Origin of the sequence: Auraticoccus monumenti (assembly GCF_900101785.1) — a bacterium.
Lineage (GTDB): Bacteria > Actinomycetota > Actinomycetes > Propionibacteriales > Propionibacteriaceae > Auraticoccus > Auraticoccus monumenti.
Genome location: NZ_LT629688.1, coordinates 3,271,899 through 3,291,879, shown reverse-complemented (window position 1 = coordinate 3,291,879; position 19,981 = coordinate 3,271,899). Strand labels below are relative to the sequence as shown.

Annotated in this window: 21 protein-coding genes and 1 riboswitch; of the genes, 17 read left to right on the top strand and 4 right to left on the bottom strand. The window is 72.7% G+C overall.

All coding sequences use genetic code 11. The features are described from left to right. Positions 1-142 precede the first annotated feature (142 nt). Complete coding sequence (locus BLT52_RS15250; protein WP_090594752.1) at positions 143-856, top strand: FadR/GntR family transcriptional regulator; 714 nt, start codon at positions 143-145, stop codon at positions 854-856. A 60-nt stretch (positions 857-916) separates the two neighbouring features. Here the strand turns inward: BLT52_RS15250 and BLT52_RS15245 are convergent, their stop codons facing one another. Beyond that, entirely contained in the window at positions 917-1,798 is an 882-nt protein-coding gene (locus BLT52_RS15245; protein WP_090594750.1) for a potassium channel family protein, read from the bottom strand. A gap of 124 nt (positions 1,799-1,922) precedes the next feature. On the opposite strand from BLT52_RS15245, the gene BLT52_RS15240 reads away from it, so the two are divergent. The 4 genes from BLT52_RS15240 (at position 1,923) to BLT52_RS15225 (ending at position 5,915) form a co-directional block, all read left to right on the top strand. Continuing rightward, positions 1,923-3,164, top strand: coding sequence for a cation:proton antiporter domain-containing protein (locus tag BLT52_RS15240; protein ID WP_090594749.1), 1,242 nt, complete (start codon positions 1,923-1,925; stop codon positions 3,162-3,164). A 186-nt stretch (positions 3,165-3,350) separates the two neighbouring features. Next, positions 3,351-4,040, top strand: a complete 690-nt coding sequence (locus BLT52_RS15235; protein ID WP_157677164.1) for a GAF and ANTAR domain-containing protein — start codon at positions 3,351-3,353, stop codon at positions 4,038-4,040. Between the two features lie 415 nt (positions 4,041-4,455). Continuing rightward, positions 4,456-4,926: a transporter substrate-binding domain-containing protein gene (locus tag BLT52_RS15230; protein WP_090594746.1), complete on the top strand. Its 471-nt coding sequence runs from the start codon at positions 4,456-4,458 to the stop codon at positions 4,924-4,926. Further along, positions 4,923-5,915, top strand: coding sequence for a cation diffusion facilitator family transporter (locus BLT52_RS15225; RefSeq protein ID WP_090594744.1), 993 nt, complete (start codon positions 4,923-4,925; stop codon positions 5,913-5,915). Before BLT52_RS15230 ends, BLT52_RS15225 begins: the two co-directional genes overlap by 4 nt. 67 nt (positions 5,916-5,982) lie before the next feature. Here BLT52_RS15225 and BLT52_RS15220 read toward each other — a convergent pair whose 3' ends face one another. Further along, positions 5,983-6,675, bottom strand: a complete 693-nt coding sequence (locus BLT52_RS15220) for a GAF and ANTAR domain-containing protein (RefSeq protein ID WP_090594743.1) — start codon at positions 6,673-6,675, stop codon at positions 5,983-5,985. A gap of 264 nt (positions 6,676-6,939) precedes the next feature. Then, positions 6,940-7,070, top strand: a riboswitch (FMN riboswitch). A gap of 172 nt (positions 7,071-7,242) precedes the next feature. Here BLT52_RS15220 and ribD point away from each other — a divergent pair. The 6 genes from ribD to BLT52_RS15190 all read left to right on the top strand — a co-directional run bounded on the left by ribD (position 7,243) and on the right by BLT52_RS15190 (position 12,227). After that, entirely contained in the window at positions 7,243-8,271 is a 1,029-nt protein-coding gene (gene ribD / locus BLT52_RS15215; protein WP_090596868.1) for a bifunctional diaminohydroxyphosphoribosylaminopyrimidine deaminase/5-amino-6-(5-phosphoribosylamino)uracil reductase RibD, read from the top strand. Between the two features lie 2 nt (positions 8,272-8,273). After that, entirely contained in the window at positions 8,274-8,894 is a 621-nt protein-coding gene (locus BLT52_RS15210; protein WP_090594741.1) for a riboflavin synthase, read from the top strand. Next, positions 8,891-10,198 (top strand): 3,4-dihydroxy-2-butanone-4-phosphate synthase, encoded by a 1,308-nt coding sequence (gene ribB / locus BLT52_RS15205; RefSeq protein ID WP_090594740.1) that lies wholly within the window; start codon positions 8,891-8,893, stop codon positions 10,196-10,198. Before BLT52_RS15210 ends, ribB begins: the two co-directional genes overlap by 4 nt. Continuing rightward, on the top strand, positions 10,195-10,695 hold the full coding sequence (ribH, locus tag BLT52_RS15200) for a 6,7-dimethyl-8-ribityllumazine synthase (RefSeq protein ID WP_090594738.1): 501 nt from the start codon (positions 10,195-10,197) through the stop codon (positions 10,693-10,695). Before ribB ends, ribH begins: the two co-directional genes overlap by 4 nt. A 154-nt stretch (positions 10,696-10,849) precedes the next feature. After that, entirely contained in the window at positions 10,850-11,512 is a 663-nt protein-coding gene (locus tag BLT52_RS15195; protein ID WP_090594737.1) for a histidine phosphatase family protein, read from the top strand. Between the two features lie 118 nt (positions 11,513-11,630). Beyond that, a complete protein-coding gene (locus tag BLT52_RS15190; protein ID WP_157677162.1) occupies positions 11,631-12,227 on the top strand; it encodes a hypothetical protein in 597 nt (198 codons plus the stop codon). An 83-nt stretch (positions 12,228-12,310) separates the two neighbouring features. Here the strand turns inward: BLT52_RS15190 and BLT52_RS15185 are convergent, their stop codons facing one another. After that, a complete protein-coding gene (locus BLT52_RS15185; protein ID WP_090594733.1) occupies positions 12,311-12,931 on the bottom strand; it encodes a TetR/AcrR family transcriptional regulator in 621 nt (206 codons plus the stop codon). A 153-nt stretch (positions 12,932-13,084) separates the two neighbouring features. Here BLT52_RS15185 and BLT52_RS15180 point away from each other — a divergent pair, with 153 nt between their 5' ends. From BLT52_RS15180 to BLT52_RS15155, 6 genes are all read left to right on the top strand, one after another. Next, the gene (locus BLT52_RS15180; RefSeq protein WP_090594732.1) at positions 13,085-13,474 is read left to right on the top strand and encodes a nuclear transport factor 2 family protein; all 390 of its coding nucleotides are present in this window, start codon (positions 13,085-13,087) and stop codon (positions 13,472-13,474) included. 182 nt (positions 13,475-13,656) lie between these two features. Then, positions 13,657-14,445: a CPBP family intramembrane glutamic endopeptidase gene (locus BLT52_RS15175; RefSeq protein WP_090594730.1), complete on the top strand. Its 789-nt coding sequence runs from the start codon at positions 13,657-13,659 to the stop codon at positions 14,443-14,445. A 179-nt stretch (positions 14,446-14,624) separates the two neighbouring features. Then, positions 14,625-15,596, top strand: coding sequence for an aldo/keto reductase (locus BLT52_RS15170; protein ID WP_090594728.1), 972 nt, complete (start codon positions 14,625-14,627; stop codon positions 15,594-15,596). A gap of 81 nt (positions 15,597-15,677) precedes the next feature. Beyond that, positions 15,678-16,784: a Gfo/Idh/MocA family protein gene (locus BLT52_RS15165; protein ID WP_090596866.1), complete on the top strand. Its 1,107-nt coding sequence runs from the start codon at positions 15,678-15,680 to the stop codon at positions 16,782-16,784. A gap of 48 nt (positions 16,785-16,832) precedes the next feature. Continuing rightward, positions 16,833-17,528, top strand: a complete 696-nt coding sequence (locus tag BLT52_RS15160; protein WP_231946341.1) for an SDR family oxidoreductase — start codon at positions 16,833-16,835, stop codon at positions 17,526-17,528. 371 nt (positions 17,529-17,899) lie between these two features. After that, positions 17,900-18,808, top strand: a complete 909-nt coding sequence (locus tag BLT52_RS15155) for an SDR family oxidoreductase (RefSeq protein ID WP_090594725.1) — start codon at positions 17,900-17,902, stop codon at positions 18,806-18,808. A gap of 72 nt (positions 18,809-18,880) precedes the next feature. Here the strand turns inward: BLT52_RS15155 and BLT52_RS15150 are convergent, their stop codons facing one another. Then, positions 18,881-19,855, bottom strand: a complete 975-nt coding sequence (locus BLT52_RS15150; RefSeq protein ID WP_157677161.1) for an extracellular catalytic domain type 1 short-chain-length polyhydroxyalkanoate depolymerase — start codon at positions 19,853-19,855, stop codon at positions 18,881-18,883. Positions 19,856-19,981 lie beyond the last annotated feature (126 nt).

The following is a 19,981-nucleotide window of genomic DNA, read 5'->3' as shown; positions in this document are numbered from 1 at the left end:
TTGTTCGACAATCCCGTCGAAGTAAAGCCTGCAGAGCCGTTTCGTCACACGATCGTGACGTCTTGTCGGACAATCATCGCGGGGAGCGGTCTGGACGCCGGTGGACCCCGGGCTGGGATGATGGGACCGAGAGGAGGTGGCCGTGTCCGCCGTCGACGCCACGTTCCACCGCATCCGCGCCGAGATCGCCGCCGGTCGGCTCCAGCCGGGGCAGCGGCTGCCCACCGAGGCCGAGCTCAGTGCCGAGCTGGGGGTGTCGCGCGGCTCGCTGCGTGAAGCCATCCGCATGCTGGTCGCCCTCGGCGTGCTGGAGAACCGTCCCGGGTCGGGCGCCATCGTGTCCCAGCTCCGGGCCGAGGACATCATGTCCAGCCTCTCCCTGACCGTGGAGCTGCTCCCGCTGAGCAGCCTGCTGGGGCTGTACGAGCTGCGCCGGCTGATGGAGGGTCACGCCGCCGGGCAGGCCGCCGCCCGCCACCCCGAGGGCCTGGTCGAGGTGATGGAGGAGCTGCTGGTGGCGATGGAGGCCACCGACGAACCCGGCGAGATCAGCCGCCTGGACCACGAGTTCCACAGCGCGATCGCCGCCTGCTGCGGCAACCCGGCGCTGGAGGAGTTCCTGCGGGTGCTCCGCTCCCGCTCGCGCAGCTACCAGCTCTTCAACCTGCCGGTCGGCCCGGACGTCAAGCGGGTCAGCGACGCCGGGCACCGGGCCATCGCCCGGGCCGTGGCGCGGCGCGACCCGGCGGCGGCGACGGTCGCGGCCTCGGACCACGTGGCCCAGACCGAGGAGTGGCTGCGGCGCCACTTCGACGAGGTGCAGCAGGCGCGCCCGGCGGCGGGGGAGTCCGGCTGATCCTGGACACACCCGCGAGGTGCCGGTGGAGGACCGGACCTGGTGCGGGCGGGCGGCGCGTCACCGCACCCGACGGGGATCCCGCGCGTGGTCGCTCGCGTAGGCGGCGAAGGTGGCCTCGACCCCTTCGGGGGCGCGCACGAAGTCCGCGCGCAGCGTGCCCGCCAGCTGCTCCAGCGCCGCTCCCAGCCGCGCCGCGCCGGCTCGTAGCGCCGGCGAGGGCGACGTCGCGGCGACCTCCTGCAGCGCCACCGCCTCGGGCAGCTGGGAGGCCAGCGACAGATCGGGGTCCTGCTCCTGGAAGTAGTAGCTCTCGCTGTGCTGGGTGAGGTCGACCCGTGCCCTGAGCACCTCGTCGGTCAGCGAGTCCACCAGCTGGCCGACGAGGGCGGGTTCGTAGGCACCCAGCCCCGCGACGTAGCCGGTGTCGGCCAGCCCCTTGAGCCGCAGCGCCAGGGCACGCCGGCGGGCCAGCGGCGGGTACACCTGGGTGAACCACGTCAGGGCCGCGGTCAGGAGCGCGAAACCCGTCAGCGCCTGCAGCGGCGCGGCCATCCTGGGCCACGGCGCGGTCGCCACGACGTCACCGAAGCCGAGGGTGGCCAGGGCGACCAGCGACACGTAGACGGCGTCGAAGAACGCGGGCTGGCGAGCCGGGTCGAAGCCGGTGGAGTAGACGAAGCCCTCCGGGACGTGCGGGAGGTAGACCAGCGCCCACCCCAGGGCCTGCAGGGCGATCCAGAGCACCACGACGGCGACCATCGCGGCGGGTCCGACGGCGGAGCCGAGCCGGTGCCCCAGGCGCTTGGAGACCCACCACACCCCTGAGATCAGGCCGCGGGCCAACGCCCCCTTGCCGCTCGGGTGCAGCAGGCCGTGGTAGATGTCACGGAGGCCCACCAGCACCACCAGCAGGCCCAGCACGGTCAGCAGCACGTCCACAGCACCCTCCTTCGTCGGTCGTCCTCGATCCAACCCCACCCGCACCACGGACCCGGGGGAGGGCGGCGCCCGGGTGGGTACAGCACCTCGACGGCTGCCGCACGGACCCCGGGAGGCGACGACCTTGACCATCAACCTGGTGCTCACCCTCTTCGCCGGGACGACGCTCGTCCTCTCGCTCTTCTCACGGCTGCTGCAACGGGTCAGCCTCCCCGGACCACTGCTGGCGCTGGCCGCAGGTGCGCTGATCGGCCCGTACGCGCTGGACCTGATCCGCGTCGAGGACCTCGGTGTGCCCGCCGGCACCCTGCTCGAGCAGGCCAGCAGGGTGACCCTGGCGGTCGGGCTGGCAGGGGTGGCGATGCGGCTGCCGCACGGGTACTGGCGCTCCAGCACCCGTTGGCTGGGCCTGATCATCGGCGTGGGCATGGTGACCATGCTGGCCGTGGCCACCGGTGTGCTGTGGGCCCTGCTCGGTGTGCCGTTCCTGGTGGCGCTGCTGCTGGGAGCCATCATCACCCCGACCGACCCGGTGGTGACGACGCCTGTCGTGACGGGGTCCCTGGCCGAGGAGCGGGTCCCCGAGCGCGTCCGTCACGACCTGTCGGCCGAGAGCGGCATCAACGACGGTCTGGGCTACCTGTTCGTGCTGCTCCCGGTGCTGCTGCTCACCCGCCCCGACACCGCCTGGCACGACCTGGTGACCACCGTGCTGCTGCGCGAGGTGCTGGGGGCGGCTCTGCTGGGGGCGGTGGCCGGCTACCTGCTGGGGCGGCTGTTCGCGCTGGCGGAGCACAAGGGGCTGATGGAGGAGAGCTCCTACCTGGGCTTCCTGCTGCCGCTGGCGCTGTTCGTGCTGGGCGCCGCCAAGCTCGCGGGCACCGACGCGGTGCTGGCGGTGTTCGTCGCGGCGGCGGTGTTCGGCCAGGTGATCCCGCAACGCGACGAGGCGCAGGAGGACAAGGTCGAGGACGCGGTGAACCGGTTCTTCCTGCTGCCGGTCTTCGTGCTGCTCGGCCTCGCGCTGCCGGTCGGTCGCTGGCTCGAGCTGGGCTGGGTGATGCCGCCGGCGCTGCTGGCGGCGGTGCTGCTGCGGCGCCTGGTCACGCTCTGGCTGCTGCGTCCGCTGCTGCGTCCGGTGCACGACCGCTCCGAGACCGCCTTCCTCAGCTGGTTCGGACCCGTCGGGGTCTCGGCGCTGTTCTACGCGACGCTGGCCGAGCGACTCACCGGCCACGGCGAGATCTTCGCCTGGACCACGCTCGCGGTCACGCTGTCCGTGCTGGTGCACGGCGTCTCCACGGCCCCGGCCAGTGCGTGGCTGCAGCGCCGCCAGGCCGCCCACCATCCGACCCGGGCCCGGTGAGGCCCTCCTGCACGGGACGGTCGGTCCCGGACGTCACCGGTCTGGCGGTGCCGGCACTCCTCGGTGGGACGTGCGGCTGCAGGGTCTCGAGCACGGCGGGCCCTCCTCCTCGGTGCGGACCCACCACAGATATCGTCAACGGGTGCGGTGACCACGTCGGTCGCGCGGACCGGACCGGAGGTCACGATGCAGGTACAGGAGCTGGCTGAGGTGTTGGAGTCGGTGGCTCGGCGCACCAGTGCCCGGACCTCGATGGAGGAAGCGCTCGGGCTGCTGGCCCAGACGGCCCAGGAGACGATCCCGGGTGCTGACCACGTCAGCGTCTCCGTCACCCGTCGAGGCGGACGGATCGAGACCGTGGCGGCCTCTGGTGACCTGGTGCGGCAGCTGGACGCCGTCCAGTACGAGCTGATGGAGGGCCCGTGCGTGGACTCGATCAGGGGCCGTGAGCGCCGGATCGCCAACGACCTGGGCCATGACGACCGGTGGCCGGCTTTCGGCCCTCGGGCGGTCCAGCTCGGCGTCCGATCCCAGATGGGTCTGGACCTCTTCGACGAGGACGACAGCATCGGGGGCCTCAACCTGTACGGCGAGGAGGCTGGTGCCTTCACCGACGCCTCGGTGCAGGTGGCGGTGCTCTTCGGCGCTCAGGCGAGTCAGCTGCTGGGTCGTCGGATGCGGGAGAGCCAGCTGACCGAGGCGGTGCAGACCCGCCAGCTGATCGGCCAGGCCACCGGGATCGTGATGGAGCGCTACCAGCTCAGTGCCGAGAGGGCCTTCGAGTTCCTGGCGCGCGTCTCCCAGCAGGGCAACATCAAGCTCGTGGCTGTGGCCGCGGAGCTCGTCGAGCAGGCAGGTAGACCGGCGTCCCAGTAGCCGCCGGCGGAGGCGGAGGCCGTCTCGCCCGCCCAGGGACGGTCCCCGTCGCGGCGTACCGCCCCACACACAGGGTCGTGGGCCTGGGCGGGGGACCCGCTGGATCTGCCCACTGGGTACCGCGGAGCAGGGTTCGGAGCCGGCCGCAGGCGTCCTCGACGGTGCCGGGTCCGAGCTGCACCGTGACCATCCCCGCGGAGACGTCGATGCAGCTCGGCCGCGGCCCACGACGGGTCGCCAGCACCTGGCCGCGGTCGGCGTCGTCGCCGAGGAGGATGCTGCCGACCGCGTCCGCGGAGGGCGCCCACCGCCCCACCGGCGCGACAGCCGATCCTCACACCGACGAGTGGTGGCCCACCGCGCTGCTCGCCGAGCCGTCTTGACTACCGGTGCGGGATCTGGGAGGACCGAGGGTATGACCAAGGTGACGCGGATGCTGGCCGTCCTGGCCGTCCTGGTGCTCACCGGGTGCGGCGCCCGGTTCCCCGCCGACCCCGAGGACACCCTCGAGCGGGTCCAGGGCGGTGAGCTGCGGGTGGGCGCGGTGGTCAACCCGCCGTTCGTGGTGGCCGAGGACCCGGCCGAACCCACCGGCAGCGAGGCCGATCTGGTCCGTGGCTTCGCCGACGCCCAGGGGGCCCGGGTGGTGTGGGAGGTCGGTGGTGAGAGCACGCTGGTGCGCCAGCTGGAGCGCGGCGAGCTCGACGTGGTGGTCGGCGGCCTGACGTCGACGACGCCGTGGACCGAGGAGGCGGCGACCACCCGGCCCTACGGCACCTTCGAGGAGGCCGGGGAGGAGCACGAGCTGGTGCTGCTCACCCGGCTGGGGGAGAACGCGTTCCTGGTCGAGCTGGAGACGTTCCTGCACCAGGAGACGGGACGGTGACCCGCTTCGGCCGCACCGAGCTCCCCGAGGACCACGAGCCGCTCCTGCGCCGGGCCAAGCGCCTGGAGCGGCTGACGCTGGGGGTCCTGGTGGTGACGGCGAGCCTGGTCCTGGCCGTGCTGGGGAACTCGCAGGCCATGAAGGCCGCCTGGGCCGAGGACGTGCTGTCCCTGGCCCCCCCGATCGCCTTCCTGGTCGCGGTCCGGCTGGTCAACCGGACGCCGGACCGGGCCTTCCCCTACGGCTTCCACCGGGCCTCCGCGGTGGCCCACCTGGTGGCGGGGGTGGCGCTGCTGGGGGTGGGGGCGTTCCTGGTGGTGGACTCCGGTAGCGGTCTGCTGGCTGGTGAGCACCCACCGATCGGCACCGTGGTGGTGCTGGGCCAGCAGGTGTGGCTCGGCTGGCTGATGATCGCCACGATGGTGGTGACGTCGGTCCCCATGGTGTTCCTGGGCCGGGCGAAGCTGGCACTGGGACGCCAGCTGCACTCCAAGGTCCTCTACGCCGACGCCGACATGAACAAGGCGGACTGGATGACCGGGCTGGGCACGATCCTCGGCGTGGCCGGGATCGGGGCGGGGCTGTGGTGGGCCGACGCGGTGGCCGCGCTGTTCATCTCCGTCAGCATCCTCCACGACGGCTACCGCAACGTCCGGGGCGCCGTCAGCGACCTGATGGACGCCCGGGCCACGACCTTCGACGACGAGGAGCCCGACCCGCTCGGCGAGGCCGTCGAGCGATACCTCGACGGGCTGGACTGGGTCGAGCACGCCGGCACCCGGGTCCGCGACATGGGTCACGTCACCCACGTGGAGGCCTTCGTCGTCCCCACCGGCGACCGGGTCACCACCCGCCAGCTCGAGCGGGCCCAGCAGCGCTGCGTCGACCTGGACTGGCGGCTGCAGGACCTCGTCCTCGTGGTCGTCCCCGAGCTGCCCGAGGAGGTCGGCGGGAAGGACACCGAACGGGTCTCCGAACGCAACGAGTAGGTCCGGGGTGGCGTGGGCGCCGGGGTGGCAGCGCACCCGCGCACGCACCACACCGGTACCCAGGACCTCAGACGCCGGGTACTCGACGGGTGCTGACGATGTCGGTCGCGACGAGGAGCAGCCGGGTGTTGCTGCTCTGGGAGACCCGGCGCAGCAGGTCGAACGCCCGGTTGGCGTCGACGGAGAACCGTTCCATCACGATGCCCTGGGCCTGGCCGATGGCCGTCCGGTTGACCGCCGCCAGCCGGAGCTGGTCCTCGGTCTGGGACTCGGCCACTGCCACGGCGACGTGCGCAGCGAGGTAGCCGGCGATGTCCAGGTCGTCGCGGTCGAAGGCGTGGCTCCTGGTCGAGTAGAGGTTGATGCCCCCGACGACGGTCGTGCTGGTGAACAGCTGCACGCACAGCATGCTCACGAGGTTCAGGTGTGACGACACCTGCGGTGCCCACTGCGGCCACCGGGGGTCCTGACGGAGGTCCTCGGAGGTCACGATGTCCTGGGTCCAGATCGCGTCCAGACTCGGTCCCTCGGCGAGCTGGTATTGGAGCTCGTCGGCTCGCAGCACGGCGTCGGTGGAGGCGGCGGGGGTCTCGATGCGGCCCTTGCGGTGCACGATGGAGATCCCGGCCTGATCGGCGTGCGGAACCAGCTCGAGGGCGAGCGCGACCGAGCGCTCCAGGGTGTGCTGGGTGTCCGGTTCCGCCTCGAGGTCGCGCGCCGCCTCCGCCAGCTGCTCGTGCAGGTTCAGGGGCGGGGTCACCTCAGGACCCTAGCCTGCGGCGCGGGCGACCAGCGCCAGAGACGGACGCCGGGGGAGGACCGGTGCACGGGCCGGACGATGTCGCGCCACACCAAGGCGCTCCGAACGCCAGGTGAGGTCGAACCGTACATCTGTCCGGTGGGTGCTCCTCGGTGCGCACCCGGTTCCACCGTGCTGGGGGCTGCGTGAACGCACCCTTCCGCGACCTGGCAGGTTGCGACGCGCTGCCGGGCGGGGCATTGGTGGCGGGTGGCAGACTGGTGGTCACGTGCTCCGGGGTCGGTGCAACTCCGAACCGGCGGTGAAAGTCCGCGACCCGTCTGCAGCCAGCAGCCGGTTGACCTGGTGGAACTCCAGGACCGACGGTGAAAGTCCGGATGGGAGGTAGCACGTGCGCAGGTCTGACCGGACCGCCAGGGTCCCGCTCCAGCGGGCCCTGCGGAGCCCGGTGTGTCCTGCGTGCTGGTCCAGGTCGTCCGACGCACCTCTGTGCGGGCTGACGACACTGGGCTGACCTGTCGTCCCCGGAGCTCGTCCACCTGGACCGAGCACGAGGGGAACCCACTGATGATCGACGCGGCAGCCGTCGAGGTGCTGATGCGTCATGCCCTCGACCTGGCCCGGCTCGGACCGGTCGTCGACCCGAACCCGCGGGTGGGTGCGGTCGTCGTCGACGTCGACGGGCGGGTGGTGGGTCGCGGGCACCACCGGGGCGCTGGGACGCCGCACGCGGAGGTGGTCGCCCTGGCCGAGGCCGGAGCGGCTGCCCGCGGCGGGACGGCCGTGGTGACGTTGGAACCCTGCGACCACACGGGTCGCACCGGGCCGTGCTCCGCCGCGCTGTCGGGGGCCGGCGTGGCCCGGGTGGTCTACGCACAGGCCGATCCGAACCCGACGGCAGCAGGCGGTGCCGCGACGCTGCGGGAAGCCGGCATGAGGGTCGAGCAGGGTCCGCTGGGTGAGGAGGCGGCAGCGCTCAACCAGGCCTGGTCCTTCGCGGTCGCGGCCGGCCGGCCCCGGGTGGTGTGGAAGTTCGCCGCGACCCTGGACGGGCGCTCGGCTGCGGCTGACGGCAGCAGCCGGTGGATCACCGGACCCGACGCCCGGGCCGACGTTCACCGGCTGCGTGGCGAGGCCGGCGCGGTCCTGGTCGGGACGGGCACCGCCCTGGCCGACGACCCCCGGCTGACCGTCCGCCACCCCGACGGCACCCCCCTCAGCCGGCAGCCGCTGCGGGTGGTGATGGGACGGCGTGATCTCCCGGCCCGGTCCCGGGTCCTGGACGACACGGCCGAGACCTGGCGAGCCCGCACCCACGAGCCCGCAGCGGTGCTGCAGGAGCTGCTCGACCGCGGTGTCCGACAGGTCTGGCTCGAGGGCGGGCCCACCGTCGCTGCCGCCTTCCTGACCGAGCGCCTCGTCGACGAGGTCGTGGCCTACCTCGCCCCCACCCTGCTGGGCGCCGGCTCCGCAGCCGTCGCCGACCTCGGCATCCCCACCCTCGGACAGGCGCTGCAGCTGCGTCTGGACGAGGTCACCACCATCGGCCGGGACCTGCGGGTCCGGGCCACCCCTCTCACCGACGGAAGGTCCTGAACATGTTCACCGGAATCGTGGAAGAGCTCGGCCAGGTCGTGGACCTGCAGCACCAGGGCGACTCGGCCGTCCTCAGGGTCCGCGGGGAGGAGGTCAGCACCGACGCCGTCCACGGCGCCTCGATCGCGGTCAACGGGGTCTGCCTCACCGTGACCGCGGTGGACCAGGACGTCGTCGTCTTCGACGTGATGGCTGAGACCCTGCACCGCAGCAGCCTGGGCGCCCTGGCCGTCGGGCACCCGGTCAACCTGGAGCGGGCGATGGCGGCCACCGACCGCTTCGGCGGCCACATCGTCCAAGGCCACGTCGACGGCACCGCCTCCCTCGTCTCCCGCACGCCGGGGGACCGGTGGGAGGTGGTCCGGATGGGGCTGCCCGCCGGTCTGGCCCGCTACGTGGTGGAGAAGGGGTCCATCACGGTCGACGGGGTCTCCCTGACGGTGTCGGCGGTGGGGGAGGACTTCTTCGAGGTCTCCCTGATCCCCACCACGCTGGCCCTCACCACCCTGGGCACCAAGCAGGCAGGTGACCCCGTGAACCTCGAGGTCGACGTCATCGCCAAGTACGTCGAGCGGCTGCTCCAGCTGCCCGGTGCCGCGGCGACGACCGGGGTGCTCCGGTGAGCTCCCCGACGCCCACAGGAGCACCGGCACGGGCCTGGACCGTCGAGGAGGCCCTGGCCGCGCTGCGGGAGGGCCGACCGGTGCTGGTCACCGACCCTGCGGACCGGGAGGACGAGGGTGACGTGGTGCTGGCCGGGGAGACGGTGAGCGCTGAGTGGATGGCCTGGACGATCCGGCACTCCTCGGGCTACGTCTGCGCCCCGATGCCGGCCGAGCGGGCCGACGCGCTGCGGCTGCCGCCGATGGTCGTCGAGAACGCCGACCCGCGGCGCACCGCCTACACCGTGACCGTGGACGCCCGGATCGGTGTCGGCACCGGCATCAGCGCCGCTGACCGCGCTCACACCATCCGCACCCTGGCCGGCGCGGCCACGACGGCTGAGGACCTCACCCGTCCCGGACACGTGGTGCCGCTGCGGGCCCGGCCCGGAGGGGTGCTGGAACGGCCGGGCCACACGGAGGCGGCGGTGGACCTGTGCCGGCTCGCCGGTCTGCAGCCGGTGGCGGCGATCGCCGAGCTGGTCGACGACGACGGGACGATGCTGCGCTCACCCGCGCTCCTCCGCCTCGCCGCCGAGCACGACCTGCCGGTGCTCTCGATCGAGCAGCTGATCCGGTGGCGGGCGGTGCACGACCGGGTGCGCCGGGTGACCGAGACCACGATCCCCACCGAGCACGGCGTCTTCACCGTCGTCGGTTACCGCGACCTGCTCACCGGGGTCGACCACCTGGCCATGATCAGCCCGAGGGGCGTGCCCGACCAGCCGCTGGTGCGGCTGCACTCGGAGTGCCTCACCGGTGACGTCCTGGGGTCGCAGCGCTGTGACTGCGGCTCACAGCTGTCTGCCGCGCTCGCCCGCGTCGCCGCAGAGGGGGGAGCGGTGGTGTACCTGCGCGGCCAGGAGGGCCGTGGGGTCGGACTGCTCGACAAGCTGCGCGCCTACGCCGTCCAGGACCAGGGCCTGGACACCGTGGACGCCCAGACCGCGCTGGGCCTGCCCGTCGACGCCCGGGAGTACGGCGCCGGCGCCGCCATCCTCACCGACCTGCAGGCGTCGTCGGTGCGGTTGCTGACCAACAACCCCCTCAAGGCGGAGGACCTGCGCCGCCACGGCCTCGAGATCAGCTCGGTCGAGCCGCTGCTGACCCAGCCCACGTCGGCCAACACCCGGTACCTGCGCACCAAGCGCGACCGCATGGGTCACCACCTCGGGGCGAGCGTCCTCGACACAGCGCACCACCTGCACGGTCCCCAGCCGGCAGGGCCAGCACCGATCAGCACCACCTCAGGAGGAGCACGATGAAGGACGGATCACCCACCCTCACCGTCGACGGCCGGGGGCTCAGCGTGGCGCTGGTCGCCGCCTCGTGGCACCGCACCGTCATGGACGGGCTCATCGCCGGCGCCCGTCGCGGTCTCACCGAGGCCGGAGTCACCGACGTGCGCTTCGTGGAGGTTCCCGGCAGCTTCGAGCTGACCGTGGCCGCCGCGCGCCTCGCCCCCCACCACGACGCCGTCGTCGCCCTCGGCGTCGTCATCCGGGGCGGCACCCCCCACTTCGACTACGTCTGCCAGGCCGCGACCAGCGGCCTCACCGAGGTGGCCGTCCGCACCGGCGTGCCGGTGGGCTTCGGCCTCCTCACCTGCGACGACGAGCAGCAGGCCCTCGACCGGGCCGGCCTCGACGGCTCCTCCCAGGACAAGGGACACGAGGCCGCGACCGCCGCCGTGGTCACCGCCGTCACCCTGCGCGACGTCCCAGTCCTCAGCGCTCCACCGGCGACCGGTCCGGCGCGTTGAGCCGGCACCTCCTCGCTCTCGACGGTCATCACCACGTCCTCCAGGTGTCCCTGGTCTCCCCGGAGCGCGTCGGTGGTCTCCCCGTCGACACCGCCAGCACCGCTGCCGCAGCTGTCGATCTCCTCGGCCGGCCCGAGGGCACCGCACCGTGAGCATGATGCGGCCCGCGAGCTGGTCGTCGGCACACCAGCAGGACCCCACCACGGACCTGCTGCTGCTCCGCCACGGTGAGACCCCGCTCACCCCGGAGCGCCGCTTCTCCGGCACCGGCAGCAGCGACCCGGGCCTGTCCGAGGTCGGTCTCCGGCAGGCCCAGCAGGCCGCTCGTTCGGCAGTGGTCCGTCTGGCCGGTCCGACCGTCGTCCTCACCTCACCGCTCCGGCGATGCCGCGAGACCGCCGACGTCGTCGCCGCGGCCCTCGGGGTGACGGTCGAGGTGCTCGAGGACCTGCGGGAGATGGACTTCGGGGAGTGGGAGGGCCACACGTTCGCCGAGGTGCGACAACGGCACCCCGACGACCTGGCCGCCTGGAAGAGGTCGGCGGACGTCGCCCCCACCGGCAGCCGCGAGAGCTTCACCGAGCTGCTGCACCGCGTCGGCGACGTGGCCAGGAACCTGAGCAGGGCCCACCCCGGCGCCACGGTCCTCGCCGTCACCCACGTCACGCCGGTGAAGGCCTTCGTGGCCCACGCGCTCGACGCACCAGCGACGTCCTTCTTCGCCATGGAGCTCTCCCCGGCCGCTCTCACCCGGATCAGCTACACAGGCGAGGAGGCGGTGCTGCGCTCCTTCAACGACACGTCCCACCTGCGCTGACCTCCATCTGACTCATCCGCTGGGCAGTGCAGGGTGAGTGCTGCGGCCTGACCGATGCCCCGGGACAGGACCTGCGCCGCGGGCGGCGGTGACACGACGGGTCGGTACGGTGACGCGCATGCCGGCGCCGAGAACCCGTCCCGCTGTGCTCGTCGCGTCGGGGCTCGCCGCGCTGGGGGCTTGTCTGGCCAGCCTCGCCGTGCACCTCCTGACGCTGGCGAACGTGGCTCACGCGTCGCGCGCGGTCTTCCTCCAGGCTCCGGTCGTCTTCCCCTACCTCCGGGCCCGCGGGGCCGTGTCCGTCCTCACCTTCCTCCTCGGACTGCTTCTGGTGGCGGCCGTCGTGGCCCTGGTCACCTGGCTCGGTGCCAGGTCGGCCAGCCGGGAGCGCGGCGCGGCCGCCGTGGCGCTGTCGGCGTGGCTCGGGACCGTCCTCGGAGGCTGCCTGTCAGGCGCGGTGAGCGGACTCGCGTTCCTGCTGCAGCTCAACCGCAGCGTCCCGCCGGAGCTGGTGGTGCAGCAGCTGACCGGGTCCTTCAGCAGCGGAGCCCACTGGGGTGTCACCGAGGGCTGGTTGGTCGCCGTCGTGGCCGCGGTGGTCTTCGCCCTCACCAACCGCACCCGGCCAGGCGTCGGTGCGGCTGGCCGCGTCCCGGGCTCCCCGGCGCCGGGACGAGGCACAGCGGCCGAACAGCCGCCGGCTCCTCCGCGCTGATCCTCGATCTCGGCCGGCGTCGACGCGACGTCGAGTTCCTCCACCTTCGGCCTTGGTCCACATCTCGTCGTCGAGGTGCTGCGTCAGGTGTCGTCGTCGGCCCAGGCGACGGCGGCGACGACGCTGTCCGCCACGCCGTGCAGGTCCTCGCCGCTGAGGCCGGTCGCGGCCTGCACGGCGATGCCGTAGGCCACCGTCATGACGTAGGTGGCGAACCGGTCGGGGTCCAGGGTCGGCGGGAGGTCACCCTCGGCGGCCGCGCGACGGAAGCGCTCCCGCAGCCTGGTCAGGACGTCGTTGCGCCAGTCGACCAGCATGCTGCGAGCCGGTGACCCGGCGTCGCCCGTGACCAGGGCGCTCTGCACACCCATGCACCCCGAGGGCCGCTCGGTCAGCGTGGTGGCACGAGCAGCTCCGTGCAGGAGGGCGTGGGTGACCTCCTGGGCCGTGGGTTCCTCCAGCGCCCGGTAGCCGTAGGACGCAGGGCCTGCGGTGTACCGCTCGACCGCTCGCCGGAAGAGCTGTTCCTTGTTGCCGAAGGCGGCGTACATGCTGGGCTTCGTGATGCCCATCGCGGCGGTGAGCTCGGCGAGGCTGGCGCCCTCGTAGCCCTTCTCCCAGAACACCTGCATGGCGTCGTCGAGCGCCTCGTCGACGTCGAACTCCCTGGGTCGACCGATGCGGCCTCGCTCGCTGGTGACCATCACGTTAGCCTACTCTTCCGTTCCGATCGGTATGCAAGTGCGCGACTCGCAGCCGCACCTGCGCCCCGGGCTTGACCCGGTCCCGGGAACACACGCCACGTTGTCGGGCACACCACCACCCGGACGCACCGGCGCCGGGAGAAGGAGACCCTCATGACCGTGCCCGACCCGATCGACCGCCTGCGAGACGCCATCAGCTCCCACGACCCGGAAGCGGTCGCGGCCTGCTTCACGTCGGACTACCGGAGCGAGGTGCCCCAGCGCCCGGCCGAGGGCTTCGTGGGCTCGGACCACGTCGCCCAGAACTGGACGGCGATCTTCGCCCGCATGCCCGACCTCGAGGCGACGGTGCTCCGGCGGGCCGCCTCCGGCCCCGAGACCTGGTCGGAGTGGCAGATGGTCGGCACCGGTCCCGACGGAGCGCCCGCCACCCTGTGCGGCCCGGTCATCATGACCACCCGGGACGGCCAGATCGACTGGGCCAGGTTCTACCTGGGGCCCGTTGTCGGTCCTCCCGACCCGGCCGTCGGCGGATCCGCCTGAGCCTGGTCCGTCCCGGGCCACGGGTGGCGGCGGTGGCGCCGGTCGACACCTGTGGCCCCACGCGTCCCGACCGGGCGGTCCGGCTGGTGCGACCCGGCTGGCCCACCCAGTCACTCCTCTGCGCGGGTCGCGTCCCGCTGCGCAGTTGACCGTGTGCCGAGAACACCGTCTTGAGTACCGGTATGAGCGACTCCACCGGTTCACCGGCCCTGCGCGTCCGCCCACGGGTCCGCCTGGGTGTCCTGGCCTTCCTGGGCTACCTCGCGGTGTTCTACGCGATCTGGATCGTCAACGGGATCGACTACGCCCGCGTCGGGGAGAGCGAGGACACGCTGCTGAGGTGGTACGTGTCGCCGCTGGCCGGCGGGCTCGTCGTCATCCTGGTCGTCGTCAGCGTGCTGGGGTGGTGGCGTCCTTCGCTCAGGGACCGGTCACGACTGCCGAGGTCGGCCTGGGTGCTCCCTGTGCTGATGGCGGTCGTCGCGATCCTCAACATGGTCTTCGGGGACCACTCACGGGTGACCCCGACGATGTGGTTGTTCCTGGTGGTCGGGAGCCTCCTCGTCGGCTTCAACGAGGAGGTGGTCGCGCGGGGCCAGCTCCTCGTCGCGCTGCGCAGCCGTTTCGGCGAGACCGGTGTCTGGTTCCTCTCCACCCTCCTGTTCTCCCTGCTGCACCTGCCCAACGTCTTCTTCGGGATCGGCTCGCTGGCGATCCTGCAGGTGGTCATCCAGTTCGGTCTGGGCTCGGTGTACTACCTCGCGCGGCGCTGCAGCGGGTCGCTGGTGCCGGCGATGGTCCTGCACGGGTTGTGGGACTTCTCCACCTTCTCCTCCGACGTGCCCTACGCCGGGCTGACGGCTCCGTTCCTCGGCGTCGCCGCGGTCGTCGTGGTCGTGGTCCTCCTCCGCCGGGACGAGCGCCGAGCCGCCGAGCAGGCACCGGTGGTCGACGGCGTCCAGCGCACGTGATGGAGCGGACCGGCACGGTCGTCGCGGATCTCGCCCTGCACGGGGCGGGCAGGCGCCTGGTACATTACGTACCGACCGGTAGAGAAGTCGTCCGGCCGGAGGTGTTCACGCACGACGGACCCGGACGAGCCGCACAGGGGGCGGTGCGGCACCACCACTCAGACGAAGGGAAGAGGACGATGAGGACGACGACGTTGGGCGGGCTCGAGGTCTCGCAGATCGGGCTGGGCGTCATGGGCATGTCCGGGTTCTACACAGGAGCGGGTCGCTCCGAGACCGAGTCGATCCGGACCATCCACCGTGCGCTGGACCTCGGGGTCACGCTCCTGGACACCGCGGAGGTGTACGGGCCGTACGTGAACGAGGAGCTCCTTGGCAAGGCGCTGCGGGGCCGTCGGGACGGGGTGGTGCTGGCCACGAAGTTCGGGATGGTCTCCCACACCGGCCGACCGGGGTTGGACAGCACGCCGGCGAACATCCGCCTGGCCGTCGAGGGGTCGCTGCGCCGGCTCGGCACCGACGTGATCGACCTGTATCTCCAGCACCGCGTCGACCCGAGCACCCCTGTCGAGGACACGGTCGGCGCACTGGCTGATCTCGTCCACGAGGGCAAGGTGCGTCACATCGGCCTGTCCGAGGCCGGCGCGGAGACGATCCGGCGCGCACACCTCGTGCACCCGGTCGCCGCCGTGCAGACCGAGTACTCGCTCTGGAGCCGCGACCCGGAGACCGACGTCCTGCCGGTGCTGCGTGAGCTGGGCGTCGGCCTCGTGCCGTACGCCCCGCTCGGGCACGGGTTCCTCACCGGGAGCATCCGGTCCCTGGACGGCCTGGACGCCTCCGACTGGCGCCGCACCAACCCCCGGTTCACCGGGGGGAACCTGGAGCGCAACCTGCACATCGTGGACGAGGTCCACGCCGTCGCGGCCGAGGTCGGCGCCACCCCGGCCCAGGTCGCGCTCGCGTGGTTGCTGGGCCAGGGGACGGGCATCGTCCCCATCCCCGGGACGACGCGCGTGAACCGGCTGGAGGAGAACGTCGCCGCGGCCGACGTCGAGCTCAGCCCCGCCCAGCTCGCCCGGCTCGACGCGCTGCCCAGCCCCGCCGGGGAGCGGCACGCGGCTCCCGACATGGCCGCCATCGACCGCTGACCGGAGCCAGCACGCGCGCCGGAGGGCGCCACCCCGAACCCGCACGAAACCCGTACCCAACCTGACGAGAGCAGTGTGAACATGACCGCACGTCCCATCCGCGTCGGCATCATCGGCGCCGACACGAGCGCGAGCTGGGCGGGTGCCTCGCACATCCCCGCCCTCGCGGCCCAGCCGCAGTACGTCCTCGAGGCGGTGGCCACCCGTCGTGAGGAGAGCGCCCGCAAGGCCGCCGAGACCTTCGGCGCCAACCGGTGGTTCGCGGACCCCTACGCGCTGATCAGCGACCCCGACATCGACCTCGTGACCGTCGCCGTGAAGGTGCCGGCGCACCGCGACCTGGTGCTGGCCGCCCTCGCCGCGGGCAAGGCCGTCTACTCCGAGTCCCCGCTGGGGTCGAACGTGGCCCAGACCGAGGAGATGGCCGCTGCCGCAGGCTCCCTGCACACGGCCATCGGCCTCCAGGGACGGCTCAACCCGGCGGTGCGCCGCGCCGCCGAGCTGGTGGCCGCGGGAGCGATCGGCCGTCCGCTGTCGGCACGCGTCGCCGCGACGACGGTCGCCTACGGTCCGGAGTCGGTCAGCGCCTACGACTACTTCAACAAGGAGGCGCCGGGTGCGACCTTCCTGACGATAACCACCGCGCACGTCCTGGACGTCGTGGAGGCGGTGCTGGGCGACATCACCGAGGTGGACGCGCGGACCGAGCTGCTCTGGCCCGAGATCGCCCTGACCGACACGGGCGAGACGTCCGCCCGCGAGATCCCCGACCACATCGACCTGATCACCGGGACGACCTCGGGCGCCCCGGTGTCGATCCAGGTCCTGGCCGGCGTCGTCGACCCGCAGTTCACCCTCGAGGTCCGCGGATCGACCGGCTGGCTGAAGATCACCGGGAACCACCCCGCCGGGGTCCAGGTGGGTGACCTCGAGCTCTCCGCCAGCGTGGACTTCACCGCCCCCGACGCGCCCGTGGCCACCGGCACCGGCCCGGCCGCTGCGGAGTTCTGGACGGGTGCCTCGATCAACGTGGGGGAGGTCTACGCCAGTCTCGCCCGCGACATCGCCAGCGGCGCCCACCAGACGCCCGGGTTCGCGCACGCCCTGCACAACAGCCGACTGGTCGCCACGGTGGAGGAGGCCGCCAGGAGCGGCCGCCGGCAGCAGCTCGACACCCGTGCCGCGTGACCGGCCAGCTCGGCCCCGCACGACCACATCCAGAACGAGACGAAGGACATGAGCATGAATGGAAAGACGGCACTCGTCGTGGGGGCCTCCCGGACGATCGGGCTCGGGCTCGTCCGCGAGCTCGTCAGCAGGGGCTGGAAGGTCATCGGCACGGTCCGGGGTCAGGGCAGGACCGCTCTGCACGACCTGGCGGACTCCTCCGACGGCGACGTCGCGGTCGAGACGCTCGACATGAACGACCAGGAGCAGCTGGCTGCGCTGCGTCGGCGGCTGGCCGCGACGCAGCTGGACCTGGTGTTCGTCAACGGGGCCATCGCCGACGACGACCTCCCGGTCGGTGAGGTCCCCACGGAGACCTTCGTGGAGGTGATGGTCACCAACGCCCTGTCCCCGATGCGCGTGATCGAGGTCCTGCAGGACCTGGTGCCACGCACGGGGACGCTGGGGGTGATGTCCTCCACGCAGGGCAGCATCTCGATGAACACCAACGGTGGGCACGAGGTCTACCGGGCGAGCAAGTCCGCCCTCAACCAGCTGATGCGCAGCTTCGCCGCCCGCCACGCCGACGACCCCCGCACCCTGCTCCTGGTCGATCCCGGCTGGGTGCAGACCGATCTGGGCGGCGCCGGTGCCGCGTTGACCGTCGAGGAGAGCGTGCCAGGGGTCGTCGACACGATCACCGCCCACGAGGGCGAGGGCGGTCTCCACTACGTCACCTACCAGGGCGACACCGTCGCCTGGTGACCGCCGCGGACCGGCGACGGTCCGGCTCGACCCCGTCCGCCCGGGGCCAGCACCACGACCACCCGCCGACCCTCCTGGTCGCCGGGTGGTCGTGTCGTCGCACCAGGAGCGCGGCTCTCGACCTGCCCGCGAGCGGGGGCGCGGTGAGGGGTCGTCGCCCGGGCGACCACCGGCCCCGGCGCCGGGCTTGACCTGGTTCCAGGGACAGAGCCTGTACTGCGGGAGGGCGCTCGGCACCACGACCGGCTGGGCGGAGGCACCACCGGACCCGCCCCCGCCACCGCCCGGGAGTGGTGCAGCGCCCCGGCGCAGGCACGGCCGTTCGCCGGCGACCTGACACCCACCCACCCACCCACACAAGGAGCACCGTCATGTCCCAGACCGCCAGGACCACCACCGCACCACTGACCGTGCTGGTCACCGGGGCCACCGGGAAGGTGGGACGACACCTCGTCCGCCACCTGCTGGCCGACGGTCACCACGTGCGTGCCCTCACCCGGAGCCCGGAGACCGCAGGGCTGCCGGCCGAGGTCGACCTCCGCCTCGGCGACCCGACCCAGCCCGATGCGGTGGCCGAGGCCGCACGGGGGGCTCATGCCGCCTTCTGGAACTGGATGGGCTTCGACGCCACCGGGGCCCGCGAGAGTGTGAGCGCCCTGGCCGCGGAGGTCGACCACGTCGTCTACCTCTCCGCGGCCCAGCTCCAGCACGGCACCCAGGGCGTCATGCCCGGCGTCTGGGCCGACCTCGAGGAGGCCATCGGCGCGACCGGCACGGACTCGACGTTCCTGCGCTGCGGCGCCTTCGCCGGCAACGCGCTCGGGTGGGCCGCAGCGATCCGGGCCGGTGAGCCGGTGCTGATGTCCCATCCCGGGGCGGTGCGCTCGTCGGTGCACGAGGCCGATGTCGCCGAGGTGGCCTGGCGCTGCCTGGTCGACCCGGTGCACCGCGGGCGGGCCTACGCGATCACCGGCCCCGAGCAGCTCACCCGGCGCCAGGAGGCCGAGGCGATCGGTGCGGCGGTCGGACGCCCCGTCACGGTGCGCCAGCAGGACGCGGAGGAGGCCGTCGCGCAGCTCGCGGCGTGGTCCAGCCGCGCTTTCGCCGAGGCCCACTCCGCCTACTTCGACACCCTGGTCAGCAACCCGGAGCGGGTCTCCGGCGAGGCCGAGACGATCATCGGCCACCCGACCCGCCCCTTCGCCCGGTGGGCCGTCGACCACCGGGAGGACTTCGCCCCGCTCGACGCCGAGGGCGCCGGGCAGACGTCGCGGATCTGAGCCCACGGGTGCGCGCCCGCGGGCCCACGACCGCCGAGGGCTCGCGAGGTCGTGGCCCGGGCGCCCGTGGGCTCAGGAGATCGGCAGACCGAGGTCGTGGTGCTGGGCGAACCGCCAGACCAGGCGGGAGGCGTCGGGCCCGACGGGGTCGGTGTAGCTGCCACGACCGTCCGGTCCCGGCCAGGCGTGACCCAGCTCGGGGACGACGTGGTAGTCCACCAGCGCCCGGCCTTCGGGTGTGAGGTGGAGGGTGCGCTGGGAGGAGTGACCACCCTCGTCCGTCACGGTGCTCGTCGCGGCGCCGAGCTCGAGGCTCTGGTTGAGCAGCCCGTCGTCGACGAGGTCCTCCACCGCGAGCCGGTGCTGCACGAGCCGTTCACCCACGAGCGGCGGGACCACCTCGTCGCGTCCCCCCTGGAGGACCAGCATCGGCAGCTGCCGCTGGCGGTCGCCCATCTGCGCCCACGCCTGCCGTGCCGTCGTGGTGGGTGGGGTGGCGTCCGGGTCCTCGAGGTCGAGCTGGTCCACCCCGTACTCCCACCCCGCCACCGAGGTCGCCGTGGCGAACAGCTCCGGGTAGGTGGCCGCGAGGACCACGGCGACCCCGGCGCCGGAGGACGCGCCGGCGACGTGCACCCGGGCCGGGTCGGCGCCGTAGGTCCGGACGACGTCGCGGACGACCCCGGCGAGGAGCGCCGGCTCCCCGGCTCCGCGTTGCTGGTGGCGGGGGTCCAGCGGGCTCCAGCAGTTCTGCCAGCTCTGGAAGGGTCGTTGGGTCGGGTAGACCACGCTGAAGCCCTCCTGGTCGGCCAGGGGGTTGAACTGTGTGGTGTGCTTCATCGAGTTCCAGCCGAAGCCGGTCATCCCGCAGCCGTGCACCGCCATCACCACCGGGAGCCCGGTCCGTCCGTCCCACTGCGGCGGGAGGTGGACCTGGTAGTGCTGGGGAGTGCCGTCGGCAGCCCGGTGCACGTGGTTGCGATCGCCCTCGTCGTGCCACCAGGGCCACCCGAGCTGGAAGAAGGCCACGCCCACGGTCACGGCCACCAGGAGCCCTGACGCGACGACTGCCCCGACCCGCCGCCGCACCGAGCGGTCCGGGCGACGCGTCGTGGTCCTCGACCGGTCACTCCTCGGTCGGTCGGTCGGCCGCCGGCTCACCATGGGAGCAGG